Here is a 16,642-nt window from a genome sequence, read left to right as displayed (position 1 = left end):
TGCTCGGCGGGGAAGAGTTCGCCCCACAGCGGATCAAGCTGCTGCAGGGCGGCGCGGGCATCCGCCTCGGCGATTTCCTCGTCCTGCGCTCGCGCTGCCTTCCATGTTCCCGCAACGATCTCCGGCTGGCGGAACACCACGCGCAGCTGATCGATGACGGCGCCCTCGATCTCGCCCGCAGGCACCCGGCCGACCGGGCATGCCCCAGCGCCATGCTTCAGCACCGTTTGGCTGACATAGTAGCGGTAGAGCCTGCCGCCCTTGCGCGTGTGCGTCGGCGAAAACGCGGCACCATCGGGGCCGAACAGGAGCCCCTTCAGCAGCGCTGGCGTCTCGGCGCGGGTGCGCGCGGCGCGCTGGCGCGGACTGATCTGCAGGATGGTGTGCACCTTCGCCCAAGTGTCGGCGTCAATGATCGCCTCGTGCTCGCCGGGCCGGGCCTCGCCCTTGTGCACCGCCTCGCCGATATAGACCCGGTTGTGCAGAATCCGGTAGATGTACTTCTTGTCTGCCGGCTTGCCGCGTTTCTTGGTGATCCCGCGCGCGGCAACCTCGCGCAGGAGCACCGTGCCCGAGCCGATCTCAATGAAACGCGCGAAGATCCACCGCACCTGATCCGCCTCGGCCGGGTTCACCACCAGCTTGCGGTCCTTCACGTCGTAGCCGAGCGGCGGGTTGCCGCCCATCCACATCCCCTTCATGCGGCTCGCGCGGATCTTGTCACGGATGCGCTCGGCGGTCACCTCGCGCTCGAACTGGGCAAAGCTGAGCAGGATGTTGAGCGTGAGCCGCCCCATCGAGGTCGTGGTGTTGAAGGACTGGGTGACCGAGACGAAGGTGACGCCGTTGCGGTCGAAGACCTCGACCAGCTTCGAAAAATCCATCAGCGAGCGCGACAGCCGGTCGATCTTGTAGACCACCACGACGTCGATCAGCCCGTCCTCGATATCGGCCATGAGCCGCTTCAGCGCCGGGCGCTCCAGCGTGCCGCCGGAGATGCCTCCGTCGTCGTACTGGTCGCGGACCAGCACCCAGCCCTCGGATCGCTGGCTGGCGATGTAAGCTTCGCAGGCCTCGCGCTGGGCATGCAGGCTGTTGAACTCCTGCTCCAGCCCCTCCTCGGAGGATTTCCGGGTGTAGACCACGCAGCGCAGCTTGCGGACGACGGGCTTGGTCATGACCGCCTCCGGTGATTTTTCATGCCAAAGAAAACCCACCCGTTCCAACGCGTGCCGGTGATGGCGCGGGCAATGGCGGAGAGCGACTTGTAGGGCCGCCCCTGCCATTCGAAGCCGTCGGCGGTGACGGTGACGACCTGCTCCGTGCCCTGCCATTCGCGCACCAGCCGTGTGCCGATGATCGGCCGGTCGCGATCGGCGCGGATGCTGCGTTTCGACTTGTCGCCCCCGTCGAGTTGCTCGCCCAGCCGCTCCAGGCGCCGGATCGTCTCGGGCTTGAGCCCGCCGTAGGCCAGTTCCTGGATGCGATAGGCCACGCGGGACTCCAGGTAGCGCCGGTTGAACGGCGGCGGCTCGCTATCGAAAAGTTCCCGCCATTGGCGCTTCAGATCCAGTGTCGGCGTGGTCTTGAGCGCCGCCAGGCGCGCGGGGATGGGATCGTGCGTCGTCATGGGTTTCTCCGGTGAGTTGGAGTTGCATGACGGCATCGGTCCAGCGGATAGTGTAGGCAAATTTCTCCACTATCGTCAGGAACTTTGTCTCCACTCTTCAATTTCAGTCTCATCAGCCCGAGCGCCAGCAAAGCGCACAGTTCGGCACGGCGCTCGGCGGCGGTCATCTGGTCGGGCGGGAGTGGGTTCGGGCGTTTCATGATCTGGTCTTGACTGCTGCCGAGAAAAGATCAGACCCTGCGCCTCGCGTCCAACGTGCTGTTCTCGCAATCGCGACGGATCGTAGCCGTTGCGGTTAGACCGTGCGTTATAACTCGCGCGCGAACCAGCGCACGCGCCCGACGATGTTCACCATCTCGAGCAGCTGCTCGTAGGGGCTGTAGACAGGATTGTCGGAGAGGATCCGGATTCGCGGCGGGTCGCAGTTGGGCACGGCCTCGATCCGCTTCGCGACGAGCCCCATTCCGTCGTTCAGCACGAAGATCCCGGGTGGGTTTGGATTGCGCCGGCTCATGTCCACCAGCACCATATCGCCCGACTGGAGCGTCGGCGCCATGCTGTCTCCCTCGACATGGAGAAGGCGGAGGTTCGACGGGTTCACTCCGAGCCGCTGCTCGATCCAGGTCCTGCGAAACTGGTAGGTGCGGTCAGTGTCTTCGTCGTGGTCATCCACCACCGCTCCGCCTCCCATCGAGGCCCGCGGCGCCACGAGGCGGATCGGGACGAAGTCCTCTTCCTCCGTCAGCGGCACTGGCTGATCTCCTTCCACCTTGCCGCGGCCGGAGATCAGCCAGTCGACGTCGACCTTGAGCACCTCTGCCACCCGGGCGAGCGTCTCCCGCGCCGGCCGTTTCGATCGGCCGCGCAGGATGTCGTAGATGAAGCTACGCGAAACGCCGGCCAACTCCGCCAGTTGCGCGGGCTTCAAGCCGAGCTGGTAGGCTCGAGCTTCAAGGCGTCCCGGAAAGGTGGCGATGGTCATGTGAATACCAATGTGGATGAAATAGGATAAATCACGATTGAAGGGATTGTGTCAATCAGCTAGCACGAAGCAAGAACAACTTAAGGGTGAGTCGGCCATGCTTGTCGTGCGCGCATATCATGATCTGGCGTGGCTGGCACAGGTGTGGAACGTCCGACTGGCCGATATCGCATATCTCGGCGAGAACGATCTGCTCCGACTTTCGATCCGGGTGTTCGACGAGCCGATACGGCGCTGCAGGTCCAGCGCGTCGAAGAAAACGCTGCCCCAGCCGCGCACATTCAGCGGCCTCCTGGGAGTTCGGTCATCTGATGTCTTTGCCATCTTCCGCGATGGTGAAGCGTTCATCGATCTCCTGATCAACACGCAAGGAGATCCGGTCAGGCTGCTGACGCCGCAGTTTGTCCTCATCGGCGACCTGGTCGTGAACGAAGCAGAGCGCCAGCGGTTCGAGCGGCTTCACCCGAACCTCATGCGGGATCGCGTGTCCGAAGACAGCTTCAGGTCGTTCAGCTGGGCGGGTATTTCCTACAGCTTCACGAGCCTGCAGGCGCGCTTCCTGCACCGTCTTCATGGCGCCGGCCTCACGGAAAAGCCTTGGCTCAACGGAAAGAGCCTGCTGGCCGACATCGGATCGGCACTGGTCAAGCCAGGCGATCTCTTCCGCCGCAAGCCGCAATGGCGCAACATTGTTGATCACGATCAGCGCGGGAATTACCGGCTGCAGCCAAGCTTCATGGCCCATCCGCCATGGTGAGGATCAGCGGTAGGACGGTATCTGCCGCTGTTGACATGGGGGCCGCCTGTCGATGAGCTTCCGGAGCGTGGCGATCACGAGGCAGTTGGCTGATGTGCAATCTTTACAGCAACACCACGACGCAGGAGCTGATGCGTCAGCTCTTCAGCGGCCTGACCGACCGCGCGGGCAACCTGGCGCCGGGACAGTTCTACCCTGATCAGCAGGGCGCGATCGTTCGGCACGGCGCCGACACTGGCCTCGAGCTCGTGAAGGCGCGCTGGGGGATGCCGTCACCGCCGGGCGTCCTGAAGACGCAGCGCGATCCCGGCGTCACCAACGTCCGCAACCTCTCGTCCCCGCACTGGCGCCGGTGGCTCAGGCCAGGGCATCGCTGCCTGGTTCCGCTCACGTCATTTGCGGAGCCGGTGAAGGGCGGCAACCAGTGGTTCACCTCGGTCGACACGGACGCGCACATGTTCTTCGCCGGTATCGAGGTGCGCGGCTGGACATCGGTCCGAAAGGTCAAGGACGGCGAGACGACCGACGATCTGTTCGCCTTCCTGACCTGTGCCCCGAATGCCGAGGTCGGGGCCATCCACCCGAAGGCGATGCCCGTCATTCTGACGGAACCAGAGGAATGGGAGACGTGGCTCTTAGCTCCTGTCGAGGTGGCGGCTACCCTTCAGCGACCGCTGCCGGACGGCACGCTACAGCTGGTGCCGACGCCGATCTGATGCGTGCAGTCAGCATTGCGCCTGAGCGAAACCGCCATAATCTCTCTTTCTGAACTGAGGAGGTTGCCATGGCCGGTGGTTGGGCGCGCGACGGCGCCGTGAATGAACAGATCGAGGCGTCGATCGAGGACGAGCTGGCGCGCATGAAGCTGAGGCGTCGCCAGGATTCAGTGCCCAGCCGCAGCCACTGTGCCGAATGCGAGGAAGCAATTCCCGAGGCGCGCCGTCAGGCGCTTCCTGGCGTGCAGCTCTGCATCGACTGCCAGACGGAGCGTGACGCAGCCCCTGTCCGGCGCGGTGGCGTCAACCGGCGCGGCTCCAAGGACAGCCAGTTGAAATAGCGTGGCCGTCGACCCTGCTCTCCTCAATCTGCTCGCGCTCTTCCGGGGTCGCGAGCGGCTTTCGGCAACCGATCGCTCCTTGTTCGGAGGCAGCAGCAGAGGAAACCTCGACCGCAGCGCGGATCACTCGTCTCGCTCTGGATGCCAGTGACGTTGCATCATCAGGTACGCAAAGGATGCCGACCAGGTGATGAGAATAAAGCCGTTCAGCGACTCGATGCCCGCCAGCACACGAAGCGGTCCCGACGGATAAACATCTCCGATGCCGAGTGTCGTGTAGCTGGTTAGCGAAAAGTAAAAGAAGTCGAGTGCCGTCGCCTCGAACTCCCCCTCGATCCGTCCCAAACCTTGCAGATGGAGCAGTGAAAACGCGAAGGCATAGAGGACAATCTCGATTAGGTGGGCAACAAAGCAAGCCGTGATGACCACGAGTACACGCTGGCGCGGTCGAATCGGCAGGCGTGGCAGAAGTTGCCCGGTGAAGCGCAACACCTCGTAATGGATCAAGACTGTTGCCGAGACGAGCAGCACGGTCGTGAGCGAGACGATAAGGATGTGCATGCCAGCCCTTGTCAAAGAAACTCAAAAGTATCGAAGCAGTTGCTCTCAATCTTCACGACGGGTCAACATGCGGGACAGGACAGTCGGGGCCATTGCCGCGCAAAGTCCGGTGTGTGCAACGAGCTTGGGTTGACGCGGAGGCACTCTGTCCGCGATTTAGGGACTCGACATACAATGCCGGTACTTCCGTGGTCGACGGGGGAGCAGTCGCGGGAGCGAAGGGGGAACAAGGGCGAGCGCCAGGGAACGCGATCTCTGCCTTCCCGCACAAGTGACTGATTCCGTTCGGACGTTGCCCGAGGCGCATGTTCCCCCTGCGTTCCCCCTGCGTCTGACGACGTTCGCCCGCCACGTTTTGCAATCTCCGAGGGCAACAGCCGATGGAGAATGCGATGTCCCCGACATTTTTGACGAGCCTTGAACTGGCGGATCGTTGGCGCGTCAGCCCGCGCACGATCGAGGACTGGCGCCGACGCCGGCGCCCGCCACACCCGGTCCGGATCGGGCGCCGCGTGCTCTACCGGCTCGCCGATGTCGAGGCGCTGGAACGCGCTGAGCTGGCGCGACTGAGCTGTGCCACCATGGCCGAGTTCGTGGGCACCGTGCCCGGCGCGACGGGGAGCCAATCATGAGCGCAACCCCGTTCAACCCCGAGCAAGTCCGATCCAGCCACATCGACAAGATATTGTTTTTGCGTCGAAACGCGCAGCTGCGCATACCGAGGCAGAGCCGGTTCGGCATCCTTCCCAAAGCGAGATCCAGGAGCGACAGCATGCTCGCACTTTCCCAACATCCCAGGCTCCTGCTCGACGAGATCGCCTTCGTGGCGTGGATCGATCAGGCCGCACCCGGGGACCGCCTCGAGTACCACCGGGGTTTCATGGCGATCGACACCGACAAGATGATGTCGAAGCTGCCGCCGGATCAGCGGCGCGCGCTTTGCGAGTTGGCCAATGCCGCCTTCCGCGCCGCGATGAAGGACCTGGTGCATCTGGTCCAGGCGCGGCTCGCGAACGACCACTTCGCCTACTTCGCCGTCGCCCGCGCCAGGCCCAAGGGCGCTGCCGCCTCCCTCTCATCGCTGCTGCTCGACGCATGCGCAGCCTGAGCCCCGCCCCCGGCAACACCGCAGGAAAGACCCATGACCTATCCGAGCAATACTCCAGGCATCGACGAGCTGATCAACCTGCCGGCAGGAGAGATCGCGCAGCTGCCGGTCGAGCTTCTCGCCGCCCTGCAGCGTGAGATCGATGCTGCGGCAAAACAGATGAAGGCCGTGACCGCGCGCTTCGCCATGGCGCTTGAGATCCGCTACGCCGCTCGCGCCGCCGAGGCCCGCCGCGCCTGCGGCAAGGACACCGGCACCGTCCGCCTCGCCGACGGCGAGTTCACCGTCACCGCCGATCTGCCGAAGCGGGTGGACTGGGATCAGGACCGGCTCGCCGAGCTGGTCGAGCGCATCCGGACGGCCGGCGGCGACCCCAGCCAGTATGTCGACATCGCGTTCAAGGTGCCCGAGCGCAAGTACTCTGCCTGGCCCGACGTGATCCGCCTCGAATTCGAGCCCGCCCGCACCGTCCGGACCGGCGCGCTGAAGATCGAGATCGTCCCGCAGGGGGGCGATCAATGAGCCTCCCGATCATCAGCGCGGACCAGCGGCTGGCAGAGCCTCGTGGCATCAAGGGCTGCATCTTCGGGGTCAGCGGAATTGGCAAAACCTCGCTCCTATGGACGCTGAACGCGTCGACGACCCTGTTCATGGATCTTGAGGCGGGCGATCTCGCAATCGAGGGCTGGGCAGGCGACAGCATCCGGCCGCGAACCTGGACGGAATGCCGGGATTTCGCGGTGTTCATCGGCGGGCCCAACCCGGCGCTGCGCGACGAGCAGCCCTACAGCCCGGCTCACTACAAGGCAGTCTGCGACCGCTTCGGCGATCCGGCCGCACTCGACCGCTACGACACGATCTTCGTGGACTCGATCACCGTGGCGGGGCGGCTGTGCTTTGGCTGGTGCAAGGGCCAGCCCGAGGCGCTGTCGGAGAAGACCGGCAAGCCGGATGTGCGCGGGGCCTACGGGCTGCACGGCCGCGAGATGATCGGCTGGCTCACTCATCTCCAGCACACGCGGGCAAAGAACGTCTGGTTCGTCGGGATCCTCGACGAGAAGCTCGACGATTTCAATCGCAAGGTGTTCCAGCCGCAGATCGACGGCTCGAAGACCGGGTTGGAGCTGCCTGGGATCGTCGACGAGGTGATCACCATGGCGGAACTGAAGGCCGATGGCGATCCGTATCGCGCCTTCGTCTGCCAGACGATCAATCCCTGGAGTTTTCCGGCCAAGGACCGCTCGGGGCGTCTGGATCAGGTCGAGGAGCCTCACCTCGGCCGCCTGATGACGAAGATCCGCGCCGCCGTCGCGCCAGCGCCCAAGCGCCTGACCTACACCTCGCCACCTGCCGATCCGGCGGCTGACGCCCAATCCCAACCGCAATCCTGATCAGAAAAGGAGGTTCCCCATGGGTTCCTGGAACGACTTCAACGACGCGCAGAGCAACACCAACCTGATCCCCAAGGGCACGCTGGCCAAGGTGCGCCTGACGATCCGCCCCGGCGGGTTCGACGACGCCTCGCAGGGCTGGACCGGCGGCTATGCCACGCGCGGCTCCACAGGCGCAGTCTACCTCAACGGCGAGTTCACGGTGACCGAAGGGCCCTTCGCCCGGCGCAAGATCTTCACCCTGATCGGGCTCTACAGCCCGAAGGGGCCGGACTGGGCCAACATGGGCCGCAGCCTCGTGCGCGGCATGCTGAACTCGGCGCGCGGGATTCCCGACAAGGACATGTCGGCCGAGGCGCAGGCGGCGCGGCGCATCAACGGCTTTGCCGATCTCGACGGGATCGAGTTCATCGCCCGCATCGACATCGGCACCGACGCCAGCGGTGACGACAAGAACGAGATCCGCAGCGCGGTCACGCCGGATCACCGCGATTACGCGCAGGTCATGGGGACTGCGGCGCTGCAGTTCGGCGGACACGGTGCAGCAGGGCATGCCCCGCAGCAGACCACCCATGCGGCGCCGGCACATCAGCCCGGCCAGCCCGCGTCCGCCCCCGGGTTCGCCGGTCGGCCGAGCTGGGCGCAGTAGGGGGAGACCGGCCATGCGCCTGCGCCCCCGTCAGAAGACCTTCGTCGAGCGCAGCGTGGCTGCGCTCGCCTCCCGCGGCAACACGCTAGGCGTGGCGCCCACCGGCGCGGGAAAGACCATCATGCTCTCGGCGGTCACCGGCGAGATGATCGGCGACGGCGCGAAGGCCTGCGTGCTCGCCCATCGCGATGAGCTGACCGCCCAGAACCGCGCCAAGTTCCAGCGCGTGGTGCCGGGCGTCGCTACCTCGGTGATCGACGCCACCGAGAAATCCTGGAACGGCCAGGTCGCCTTCGCAATGGTGCCGACGCTGGCGCGCGCCTCGAACCTCGCCGACATGCCGCGCCTTGATCTGCTGGTTGTCGACGAGGCGCACCATGCGGTGGCCGACAGCTACCGCCGCATCATCGACCGGGTGCGCGAAGCCAATCCCGACGCCCGCATCTTCGGGGTCACCGCAACGCCGAACCGGGGCGACAGGAAGGGCCTGCGTGAGGTCTTCGACAATGTCGCCGATCAGGTGCGGCTGGGTGAGTTGATCGCCTCCGGCCACCTCGTGCCGCCGCGCACCTTCGTCATCGACGTGGGCGTGCAGGACGAGCTGCGCGCGGTCCGCAAGACCCTGTCGGATTTCGACATGGCGGAGGTCGCGGGCATCATGGACCGCGCCCCCGTCACCGACGAGGTGATCCGCCACTGGAAGGAGAAGGCCGGCTATCGGCAGACCGTGGTGTTCTGCTCCACCGTCGCTCACGCCGAGCATGTCACCGAGGCGTTCAGGGCTGCGGGCGTTTCCGCCGCGCTGATCCACGGCGATCTGGCGGCCGAGACCCGCAAGGCGATCCTCGCCGATTACGCGGCGGGGGACATCCGCGTCATCGTCAACGTGGCGGTGCTGACCGAGGGATGGGACCATCCGCCCACATCCTGCGTCGTGCTGCTGCGACCGAGTTCCTACAAGTCCACCATGATCCAGATGGTCGGGCGCGGCCTGCGCACCGTCGACCCCGAGGAGCACCCCGGCATTGTGAAGACCGACTGCATCGTACTCGACTTCGGGACGTCGAGCCTCACGCACGGCACGCTGGAACAGGATGTCGATCTCGACGGGCGCGTTCCGACGCCGGGGGAAGCCCCGACGAAACTCTGCCCCGAATGCAAGGCCGAGATCCCGATCGCGGTCACCGAATGCCCGATATGCGGGTGCGAGCTGCCGCGCGAAGGCGCGGAGCGCATCGACAGTTTCGTCATGACCGAGCTCGATCTTCTCGAGCGATCGAGTTTCGCGTGGGTGGACCTGTTCGGCGATGATGCCGCGCTGATGGCCAACGGCTTTCACGCCTGGGGCGGCGTGTTCTTCCTCGAGGGCCGCTGGCACGCGGTCGGGGGCGCCAAGGGCAAGGCGACGCGGCTCCTGAGCGTGGGCGAGCGCATCGTCTGTCTCGCGCAGGCCGACGACTGGCTGAACACCCATGAGACCGACGAGAGCGCCTTCAAGTCAAGGGGCTGGCTGAAGCAGGACGCGACGGAAAAGCAGCTGAACTGCCTGCCGCCCAAGTTCCGGCGCGACTACGGCCTGACGCGCTATCGCGCGTCGGCGCTGATCACCTTCCAGTTCAACAAGCGCGATATCCGGCGCCTCGTCACGGCGGCCGAGCCCGAGCGGAGGGCGGCGTGAATCATGTCGCGCAAGTCCCATCCCCGCCCGCAGCGCCTGCGGATTGCCCGGAGCGTATTCGGCTCTGGCACCCGCGCGTCAAGCCTTGCGCCGTCTGTCTGCGCCCCGCGCGCGGCTTAGGTTTCTTCAACCCCAATAAACCCCGCCCCCGCGAACACCGCTGGTTCTGCTCGATGCACTGCCAGGCGTTCTTCGCGGACCGCCACCGGAAAGGACTGACCATGCAGGGCACCACTGATGAAGAACGCCTCGCCATAGCGATCGTGATGAAGCGGCTCGGCACGACCATGAACGAGATCGGCTGGGACAAGCGGCTGCGAGATCTGGATGCGACAGAGGTCACTGCGCTGATCGAGGAGGTTCTGGAGGGCTATGGCGCCGAGATGTCGCGCATCGCCGCCAGGAGCGAGGTGCCGTTCTGATGCTGGACTTTAACCCGCGGCCCTCCATGGCCGAGCGGATCAACGCGCTGGTCGATGCCGCGCTCATCGCCGAGCGGGAGGCCACGCCGCCCCGGACCTATCTCGGCGCGTCCCGTCTGGGGCATGCCTGCGAACGCGCGCTCCAATTCGAGTTTGCAGGCGCCCCAAAGGATGATGGCGCGGACTTCGGCGGGCAGACGCTGCGGATCTTCGAGATCGGTCACCAGCTCGAGGATCTGGCGATCCGCTGGCTGCGGGCGGCGGGGATCGACCTCTACACCCGCAAGGGCAACAGGCCGGACGGAGAGCAGTTCGGCTTCTTCGTCGCGGGCGGCCGCATTCGTGGCCATGTCGACGGGATCGTGGCCGGAGCCCCGGCCGCGCTCGGTCTCCGCACCCCGGCGCTCTGGGAATGCAAGACGATGAACGCGAAGAACTGGCGGGCCTGCGTCAAGGACGGGGTAACCGTCTCCAAGCCCGTCTATGCCGCCCAGATCGCGATCTATCAGGCCTACATGGAGCCTGCGGTGCCGGGGATTTCAACCGCGCCGGCGCTCTTCACCGCCATCAACAAGGACACGGCCGAGCTGCATCACGAGCTGGTGCCCTTCGATGCCGATCTGGCGCAGCGCATGTCCGACCGCGCGGTGCGCGTCCTGCAGGCCACCGACGCAGGCGAGCTGCTGCCCCGCATCGCCGCCCGCCGCGACTTCTTTGAATGCCGGTTCTGCGCCTATGCCGAGCGGTGCTGGAGCCTGGCCGCATGACCCACGAGCCCACCGATCCATCCAATCCCGACCAGGAGCCAGCCATGCGCGATGACCCGCCCGATGAGCCCAACGAGAACATCGTCCATTTCAACCCGTGGCGCGACTTCAACGACGCCGCGCCGCAAATCGACGTCTTCGGCGACGAGCCCGATCCGGCGCAGATCGCCCAGTTCATGCAGGTCGTCTTCGGCTACTGCGACGCGCTGATCCCGGTCCGCAGCTTCATCGACAAGGGTCAAGGCATCGATGGCCGCCCGCACAACATCTGGATCGTGGCGGATCAGGCCGCCCCGGAGAAGATGGCCACCTTCGCGACATGGGCGTCGCGCGAGGGCGCCGCTGTCTACGTGATCCCGGGCACCGTTGCCGCGCCCGGCCAAGCCAAGGCCGCCGATATCCTGCAGATGCAGACCGTGGTCGTCGATCTCGACACCGGCGACATCGCCGCGCGGCGCGCGCACCTGGAGCGCCATCTCGGCGCGCCCAGCATGGTGGTGGAAAGCGGTGGCGTAACGGCCGAGGGACAGCGCAAGTGCCACGTCTGGTGGGCGCTGACCGAGCCCGCCGAGGGCGACGACATAGCCCGCATCTGCCGTCTGCGCGGCGACATCGCCGCCAAGGTCGGCGGCGACATGCATTTCCGCTCGGCGCACCAACCGATCCGGGTGGCGGGCTCGGTCTATTACAAGAACCACCTCAAGACGCAGGTGCGGATCGTCGAGCTGAATGCGGACCGCGAGCGCGATCTGGCCGAGTTCATCGAGGCCGTGACCGACATGCCGCCCGCACCGGGCGTGTCCCTGCAGCCCGCGTTCACCCATCCCGACAAGCCCGCCATGGACGAGGTGCTGGTAACGCCGGTGCGGGAGGGTGGCGCGGACGACTGGTCCCGTTTCGAGGGCGCCTCGGCCGCGATCGGACATTTCATCCGCATGGTCCATGAGGGCCGGATGACAAAGAACGAGGGCTGGGAAGGCATCTGCGGCTACAACGCCGCCATGCTGCGGCCCCAGTGGCCGGTCGAGCGGCTCAAGCGCGAATCCGAGCGGCTCTGGGAACGGCATGTCGAGAAATACGGACCGCCGCTGATCCGGCTGGATTCCGGCGCACCGGGACCGGTCGAGATGCCCGCCTTCACGTTGGGCGCGCTGCTGGATGACCGTAGCCCGATGCCGGAGGACATCATCGCGCCGCGGGTGCTGACGCCGGGCGGACTGCTGGTGCTGGGCGGCGCGCCCAAGGTCGGCAAGAGCGACCTGCTGATCTCCTGGCTTGTCCACATGGCCGCTGGCGTGCCGTTCCTTGGCTTCACGCCGCCACGGCCGCTGCGGATCTTCTACCTGCAAGCCGAGATCCAGTATCACTATTTACGCGAGCGCATGCGGCAGATCGCGCTGTCCCCCGAAGTTCTGGTCGCCGCCCGCGACACCTTCGTCGCGACGCCGAAGCTGAAGATGCTGCTCGACACTCAAGGCAGCGTGCGGATTGCCCGCGCGGTCCGGGCTGCATTCCCGGATGCGCCGCCCGACATCCTCTGCGTCGACCCGATCCGGAACCTCTTCGATGGCGGACCCGATGGTGGCGGCGAGAACGACAACACCGCCATGATGTTCTTCCTCAAGGAGCGGGTCGAGGTTCTGCGCGACCACATCGATCCCGACTGCGGGGTCATCCTGATCCACCACACCAAGAAGCTCAGCAAACACCAGGTGAAGGAGGATCCGTTTCTCGCGCTTTCAGGTGCCAGCGCCCTGCGGGGCTTCTACACTTCCGGCCTGATCCTGCACCGCCCCGACGAGGACTTGTCGGAGCGAAAACTCGAGATCGAGCTGCGCAACGGCCCGGCGCTGCCGCCAAAGGTGATCGACAAGGTTGGCGGCCAATGGGTCGAGATCAACCCGATGAACGAGCGCCTCGTGCGCGCCGAGGCGGGGGCGAAGCACGATGCCGAGCGCATGCGCAAGCACGACGTCATCCTCGGCCTGCTCTACGAGGAGGCGCGACGCGGCAAGCTCTACACATTGGCGCAGTTCTCCGAAGCCTTCGAAAATACCGGGGGCCTCGGCGGGCGGACCATCGTCCACGACCGGCTCAGCGTTCTCGCCACCAAAGGCAAGGTGAAGTTCATCCGCGGCCCCGCCGCCACGCGGATCGGCCTGGCCGCGGAGCGGAGCAAGTACGGCTATCTCTGCGTCGAAGGAATGCTGTTCGGCACTGGCGTCGAGACCGTCGATCCCGATACGGGCGAAGTCACGCCGGAGCTGATCCCGGTGCTGCCCAGCCACTACAAATCCCCGCAGACCGGGGCCGTCCTGCCCGTCGAAAACCCCTCCGTCTGGGTCTATCAGGAGGAGGACGAGGCATGAAAACTCATGCCGTTCCGCTTCGCGAATTCTGGCTCTGCAGCCCCGGATTCTGGCCAGAATCCGCAGATTCTGCTCCCCGCGCGAAATCTGGATTCTGGCTTTTCCGGTTTACTTTCAGTGGCTTGAAAGGTGTCTTCCAGAATCCGGAAGGCCCGTCCCGGATTCTGCTCCGGAGTCTGGAAGTTCTGTTTCAGATCAATACCTTGGAGCAGATTTCAGAATTCGGAAAATGCCCCCCTAAAGGGGTAGGTGACCTCCCCGCCAAGCGCGGGAGGGTCACCACCTACCCTTGGTCGATTTCACGGGCTGCATGCCCCGCCCATCACCCCATCGAGCACCAACCAGGAAAGGAGCCCATCATGGCCCACGCATCCTTGACCCCGACACCCATCAGCGCCCCGTTTCCCGGCGTGCCGGTCCTCCTCGCCCTCGATCTCGGCACCACCACCGGCTGGGCCCTGCGCGCCGCGGACGGGCTGATCACCAGCGGCACGGTCTCGTTCCGCCCGAGCCGGTACGATGGCGGCGGCATGCGCTATGTCCGCTTACGCGCCTGGCTCGAACGGCTGGCCGCGGACGCCGGTCCGATCGGCGCCATCCATTTCGAGGAGGTGCGCCGGCATGTCGGGACGGACGCGGCGCATGTCTTCGGCGGGTTGCTGGCCACGCTCACCGCATGGGCCGAGACCGCCGGCGTGCCCTATCAGGGTGTGCCTGTGGGCACGATCAAGCGCCACGCCACCGGTCGCGGCAACGCTCCGAAGCAGGACATGATCGCCGCCGCCCGCGCCCGCGGTTTCGACCCCGCCGACGACAACGAAGCCGACGCCATCGCGATCCTGCTCTGGGCGCTGGAGACCCGGGGAGGTGTGCAATGAGCGGCATGCGGTTCACGCCGAAGGGCTACGGCGGCCACCGCCGCAACACAGACGAGGTCAAGCGCGACGGCTGGAAGGAACAGGGTTTGTTGGCCGTGGCTGTCGACGACGATCGCCTGACCTGGCCGGAGCGCGAACTGGTCCGCCAGCTCGGCGAGCGGCTCTACGGCAAGCGGGAACGGGAGGCGCGTCATGGCTAACTGGACAACAGCGCAGGTGCAGGACCGGCTGGAGCTTGCCGCGGACGTGTTCGCGCGGCTCCCCTCTGTCAGGCCGCAGGGATACTTCAACGCCTGGCCGGAGTATTTCCACAGCTTCGGCGATCAGGTGGGTCAGGAGCCGAGGATGCGCCGGCCGCGGCCCAGCCCCCGCGACATCACCGAGGCGGAGGAGGCGCTCCTCTGGCTGCGCTGGCTGGAGAAGGACGACACGCGGATCGTCTGGCTGCGGGCCAACCGCAAGCCGTGGAAGAAGATCTGCTGGGAGCTCGGCATCAGCCGGGCCACGGCAAACCGGCGATGGCAGTACGGCATCGCGGTCATCGTGTGGCGGCTGAACGGGAAGCGGGTACCGGGGAAGCGGTCGATCGGTTTCGTGGTGGAGGGGGCGAGATGATCTGCATCCGTTTAGAGCTCCTCAAGGTTACCCGCCAGCCAAGCATCGCGAAGCGCGAATTTCTGCACCTTGCCCAGCCCCGTGCGTGGAAAGCTGTCCACCCTGAGCCACACGGATGGCGTCTTCACTGGCGCGAGCCGAGCCCGGCAATGCGCCTGAAGCTCGGCAATGTTCGCCTTCGATCCCGGTGCCGGGCGCACCACGGCAGCGATGATCTCGCCCCACTTTTCGTCCGGCAGGCCAACTACGGCGACCTCCGCCACGGCCGGATGCTCCAGCAGGCATTTTTCGATCTCAGCCGGGAAAAGGTTTTCGCCACCGCGGATGATCATCTCTTTCAACCGGCCGGTAACCCGGAGATAGCCGCGGGCGTCCATTGTCCCGAGGTCGCCCGTGTGCAGCCAACCATCTGCGTCGATTGCTTTCGCCGTCGCCTCCGGGTCGTCGTTGTAGCCGAGCATCACGCAGTAGCCCCGCACGCAGATCTCCCCGACCTCGTCAAGTGCGGCGACGGACCCATCCGCCACTCGGCGGATCGAAACCTCCTCGTGCGGCATCGGCTGTCCCACGGTTTCGGCCACGGTCTCGGGATCGTCGTCGAGATGGTGCTGCGCGATGAGGGGCGAGGCCTCTGTCTGGCCGTAGATGACCTGGAACCGACAGCCGAAGGTCGAACGTATACGGCGAACGAACTCCGGCGTGACCATCGAGCCGCCAGAAACCGCGACGCGGAGCGAGGAAACATCGCGTGAGCGAGCGGCCTGCGCCTCGAGTATGGCGGTGAGCATGGTGGGCACACCGGACAGCAGGCCGATCTGGTGCCGTTCGATTTGGTCTAGGATCGCATCGGGGTCAAAGACGCGGAAGAGCAAAAGATGGCCTCGATAGGCGGCCGAACCCAGCACCCGCATGCAGCAGCCGGAAGTGTGGAACAGGGGCATGTAGTTTGCAATCACGTCGCCATCGGAGAGCCCGGTGCGCTGCATGAAATGCGTGGCGTTGGTGACCAAGCCCATGTGATGCAATCGTGCACCCTTGGGGAACCCGGTGGTGCCCGAAGTGTACTGAAGTTGCGCCTCGTCTGAGGGGCTCGCCGCATGCGGGGTCTCCGGCCGGCCGCCGCAAGCAAAGAGGGCGTCGGCATCCTCAATGTCGCACACTTCCCGAAGCGCCGGCGCTCCGGCCGCTGCCTCGGCGGCGATCTCGGCCATGGGATTGCCGCGGTGCTCTCGCGTGAAGAAAAGACCGGCGGCCTTGGACTGCTTCATGACGTAGGCGAGCTCCCTCGCCTGGAATGCGGGGTTCGCCGGAACGAGTGTGAGTCCCGCCAGGGCGCAGGCGTATTCAAGCAGAACCCATTCGGGGGCATTTGGCGCCCAGACCACGATCCGCTCAAGCGGAGCATATCTGGTGGAAAGCGCACGCGCCAACCGCTCGACGTCAGCTAGGAGTTCACCGTAGGTCCATGAGCGCTTGGCGTCGCCCGACAGGGCAATCTCCGTGAGCGCCGGGGCGTCCGCGGCGCGTGCGGCGGCATTCCGAAGCACGTCGGCAACTGTCATGTCGATCAAGGGAAGGTCGTGCTGTGCGGGAAACTCGGCGTCCGCAAGCATCACATCGTACACGGCGGCCCTCCATCGCTGGGTGCTCGCGGCTATGGAAGAACTATCGCACGAAAAAAGCTTCCGAACAACATCTCGCCGAACTGCGGTGGGCGCGGGCGCTGTCTGGCGGTTGAATGGGAAGCGGGTGCCGGCGAAGCGGTCGATGGGGTTTGT

Annotated in this window: 20 protein-coding genes; 15 read left to right on the top strand and 5 right to left on the bottom strand. The window is 65.6% G+C overall.

Annotated features, from left to right (window positions below; all coding sequences use genetic code 11):
• The 3 genes from IM708_RS11890 to IM708_RS11880 all read right to left on the bottom strand — a co-directional run.
• The coding region (locus IM708_RS11890) for a recombinase family protein (protein WP_209426760.1) at window positions 1-1,178 on the bottom strand (1,178 nt) is incomplete at its 3' end.
• Window positions 1,175-1,630, bottom strand: coding sequence for a DUF2924 domain-containing protein (locus IM708_RS11885; protein WP_209426759.1), 456 nt, complete (start codon window positions 1,628-1,630; stop codon window positions 1,175-1,177). The genes IM708_RS11885 and IM708_RS11890, both read right to left, overlap by 4 nt.
• A gap of 307 nt (window positions 1,631-1,937) precedes the next feature.
• Complete coding sequence (locus IM708_RS11880; RefSeq protein WP_209426757.1) at window positions 1,938-2,612, bottom strand: S24 family peptidase; 675 nt, start codon at window positions 2,610-2,612, stop codon at window positions 1,938-1,940.
• 97 nt (window positions 2,613-2,709) lie between these two features.
• On the opposite strand from IM708_RS11880, the gene IM708_RS11875 reads away from it, so the two are divergent.
• The 3 genes from IM708_RS11875 (at window position 2,710) to IM708_RS11865 (ending at window position 4,426) form a co-directional block, all read left to right on the top strand.
• Window positions 2,710-3,369, top strand: coding sequence for a hypothetical protein (locus IM708_RS11875; RefSeq protein WP_209426755.1), 660 nt, complete (start codon window positions 2,710-2,712; stop codon window positions 3,367-3,369).
• Window positions 3,370-3,461: 92 nt separating this feature from the next.
• Complete coding sequence (locus IM708_RS11870) at window positions 3,462-4,085, top strand: SOS response-associated peptidase (RefSeq protein WP_209426753.1); 624 nt, start codon at window positions 3,462-3,464, stop codon at window positions 4,083-4,085.
• A gap of 68 nt (window positions 4,086-4,153) precedes the next feature.
• Window positions 4,154-4,426: a DksA/TraR family C4-type zinc finger protein gene (locus tag IM708_RS11865; RefSeq protein WP_209426751.1), complete on the top strand. Its 273-nt coding sequence runs from the start codon at window positions 4,154-4,156 to the stop codon at window positions 4,424-4,426.
• Window positions 4,427-4,549: 123 nt separating this feature from the next.
• On the opposite strand, the gene IM708_RS11860 is transcribed toward IM708_RS11865, so the two are convergent.
• Window positions 4,550-4,987: a potassium channel family protein gene (locus IM708_RS11860; protein WP_209426749.1), complete on the bottom strand. Its 438-nt coding sequence runs from the start codon at window positions 4,985-4,987 to the stop codon at window positions 4,550-4,552.
• A 392-nt stretch (window positions 4,988-5,379) separates the two neighbouring features.
• On the opposite strand from IM708_RS11860, the gene IM708_RS11855 reads away from it, so the two are divergent.
• From IM708_RS11855 to IM708_RS11800, 12 genes are all read left to right on the top strand, one after another.
• Window positions 5,380-5,619, top strand: a complete 240-nt coding sequence (locus IM708_RS11855; protein ID WP_209426747.1) for a helix-turn-helix domain-containing protein — start codon at window positions 5,380-5,382, stop codon at window positions 5,617-5,619.
• Between the two features lie 140 nt (window positions 5,620-5,759).
• A complete protein-coding gene (locus tag IM708_RS11850; protein ID WP_209426746.1) occupies window positions 5,760-6,095 on the top strand; it encodes a hypothetical protein in 336 nt (111 codons plus the stop codon).
• Window positions 6,096-6,128: 33 nt separating this feature from the next.
• A complete protein-coding gene (locus tag IM708_RS11845) occupies window positions 6,129-6,617 on the top strand; it encodes a hypothetical protein (protein ID WP_209426744.1) in 489 nt (162 codons plus the stop codon).
• Window positions 6,614-7,486, top strand: a complete 873-nt coding sequence (locus tag IM708_RS11840) for an ATP-binding protein (protein ID WP_209426743.1) — start codon at window positions 6,614-6,616, stop codon at window positions 7,484-7,486. The genes IM708_RS11845 and IM708_RS11840 overlap by 4 nt, the downstream gene beginning before the upstream one ends.
• Window positions 7,487-7,505: 19 nt before the next feature.
• Window positions 7,506-8,135 carry a hypothetical protein gene (locus IM708_RS11835; RefSeq protein WP_209426741.1) on the top strand — a complete coding sequence of 210 codons (630 nt, stop codon included), beginning with the start codon at window positions 7,506-7,508 and terminating at the stop codon, window positions 8,133-8,135.
• Window positions 8,136-8,148: 13 nt separating this feature from the next.
• Window positions 8,149-9,813 (top strand): DEAD/DEAH box helicase, encoded by a 1,665-nt coding sequence (locus tag IM708_RS11830; protein ID WP_209426739.1) that lies wholly within the window; start codon window positions 8,149-8,151, stop codon window positions 9,811-9,813.
• Window positions 9,814-10,034: 221 nt separating this feature from the next.
• Window positions 10,035-10,235 (top strand): DUF6511 domain-containing protein, encoded by a 201-nt coding sequence (locus IM708_RS11825; protein ID WP_209426738.1) that lies wholly within the window; start codon window positions 10,035-10,037, stop codon window positions 10,233-10,235.
• Window positions 10,235-11,002, top strand: coding sequence for a PD-(D/E)XK nuclease family protein (locus IM708_RS11820; RefSeq protein ID WP_209426736.1), 768 nt, complete (start codon window positions 10,235-10,237; stop codon window positions 11,000-11,002). Before IM708_RS11825 ends, IM708_RS11820 begins: the two co-directional genes overlap by 1 nt.
• A gap of 44 nt (window positions 11,003-11,046) precedes the next feature.
• The gene (locus IM708_RS11815) at window positions 11,047-13,371 is read left to right on the top strand and encodes an AAA family ATPase (RefSeq protein ID WP_245243147.1); all 2,325 of its coding nucleotides are present in this window, start codon (window positions 11,047-11,049) and stop codon (window positions 13,369-13,371) included.
• Window positions 13,372-13,730: 359 nt separating this feature from the next.
• Complete coding sequence (locus tag IM708_RS11810) at window positions 13,731-14,249, top strand: hypothetical protein (protein WP_209426733.1); 519 nt, start codon at window positions 13,731-13,733, stop codon at window positions 14,247-14,249.
• A 5-nt stretch (window positions 14,250-14,254) separates the two neighbouring features.
• Complete coding sequence (locus tag IM708_RS11805; protein ID WP_209426777.1) at window positions 14,255-14,449, top strand: hypothetical protein; 195 nt, start codon at window positions 14,255-14,257, stop codon at window positions 14,447-14,449.
• Window positions 14,442-14,864, top strand: a complete 423-nt coding sequence (locus IM708_RS11800; RefSeq protein ID WP_209426732.1) for a DUF6362 family protein — start codon at window positions 14,442-14,444, stop codon at window positions 14,862-14,864. Before IM708_RS11805 ends, IM708_RS11800 begins: the two co-directional genes overlap by 8 nt.
• A gap of 11 nt (window positions 14,865-14,875) precedes the next feature.
• Here IM708_RS11800 and IM708_RS11795 read toward each other — a convergent pair whose 3' ends face one another.
• Window positions 14,876-16,489 (bottom strand): AMP-binding protein, encoded by a 1,614-nt coding sequence (locus IM708_RS11795; RefSeq protein ID WP_209426730.1) that lies wholly within the window; start codon window positions 16,487-16,489, stop codon window positions 14,876-14,878.
• Between the last annotated feature and the right edge of the window lie 153 nt (window positions 16,490-16,642).

Origin of the sequence: Pararhodobacter sp. SW119 (assembly GCF_017811755.1) — a bacterium.
Classification (GTDB): Bacteria; Pseudomonadota; Alphaproteobacteria; order Rhodobacterales; family Rhodobacteraceae; genus Pararhodobacter.
This window is presented reverse-complemented; position numbering and strand designations above follow the sequence as displayed.

Coding starts and splice junctions, on each gene's coding strand:
- IM708_RS11885 (WP_209426759.1), bottom strand. CDS start 1,630: ATGACGACGCACGATCCCATCCCCGCGCGCCTGGCGGCGCTCAAGACC.
- IM708_RS11880 (WP_209426757.1), bottom strand. CDS start 2,612: ATGACCATCGCCACCTTTCCGGGACGCCTTGAAGCTCGAGCCTACCAG.
- IM708_RS11875 (WP_209426755.1), top strand. CDS start 2,710: ATGCTTGTCGTGCGCGCATATCATGATCTGGCGTGGCTGGCACAGGTG.
- IM708_RS11870 (WP_209426753.1), top strand. CDS start 3,462: ATGTGCAATCTTTACAGCAACACCACGACGCAGGAGCTGATGCGTCAG.
- IM708_RS11865 (WP_209426751.1), top strand. CDS start 4,154: ATGGCCGGTGGTTGGGCGCGCGACGGCGCCGTGAATGAACAGATCGAG.
- IM708_RS11860 (WP_209426749.1), bottom strand. CDS start 4,987: ATGCACATCCTTATCGTCTCGCTCACGACCGTGCTGCTCGTCTCGGCA.
- IM708_RS11855 (WP_209426747.1), top strand. CDS start 5,380: ATGTCCCCGACATTTTTGACGAGCCTTGAACTGGCGGATCGTTGGCGC.
- IM708_RS11850 (WP_209426746.1), top strand. CDS start 5,760: ATGCTCGCACTTTCCCAACATCCCAGGCTCCTGCTCGACGAGATCGCC.
- IM708_RS11845 (WP_209426744.1), top strand. CDS start 6,129: ATGACCTATCCGAGCAATACTCCAGGCATCGACGAGCTGATCAACCTG.
- IM708_RS11840 (WP_209426743.1), top strand. CDS start 6,614: ATGAGCCTCCCGATCATCAGCGCGGACCAGCGGCTGGCAGAGCCTCGT.
- IM708_RS11835 (WP_209426741.1), top strand. CDS start 7,506: ATGGGTTCCTGGAACGACTTCAACGACGCGCAGAGCAACACCAACCTG.
- IM708_RS11830 (WP_209426739.1), top strand. CDS start 8,149: ATGCGCCTGCGCCCCCGTCAGAAGACCTTCGTCGAGCGCAGCGTGGCT.
- IM708_RS11825 (WP_209426738.1), top strand. CDS start 10,035: ATGCAGGGCACCACTGATGAAGAACGCCTCGCCATAGCGATCGTGATG.
- IM708_RS11820 (WP_209426736.1), top strand. CDS start 10,235: ATGCTGGACTTTAACCCGCGGCCCTCCATGGCCGAGCGGATCAACGCG.
- IM708_RS11815 (WP_245243147.1), top strand. CDS start 11,047: ATGCGCGATGACCCGCCCGATGAGCCCAACGAGAACATCGTCCATTTC.
- IM708_RS11810 (WP_209426733.1), top strand. CDS start 13,731: ATGGCCCACGCATCCTTGACCCCGACACCCATCAGCGCCCCGTTTCCC.
- IM708_RS11805 (WP_209426777.1), top strand. CDS start 14,255: ATGCGGTTCACGCCGAAGGGCTACGGCGGCCACCGCCGCAACACAGAC.
- IM708_RS11800 (WP_209426732.1), top strand. CDS start 14,442: ATGGCTAACTGGACAACAGCGCAGGTGCAGGACCGGCTGGAGCTTGCC.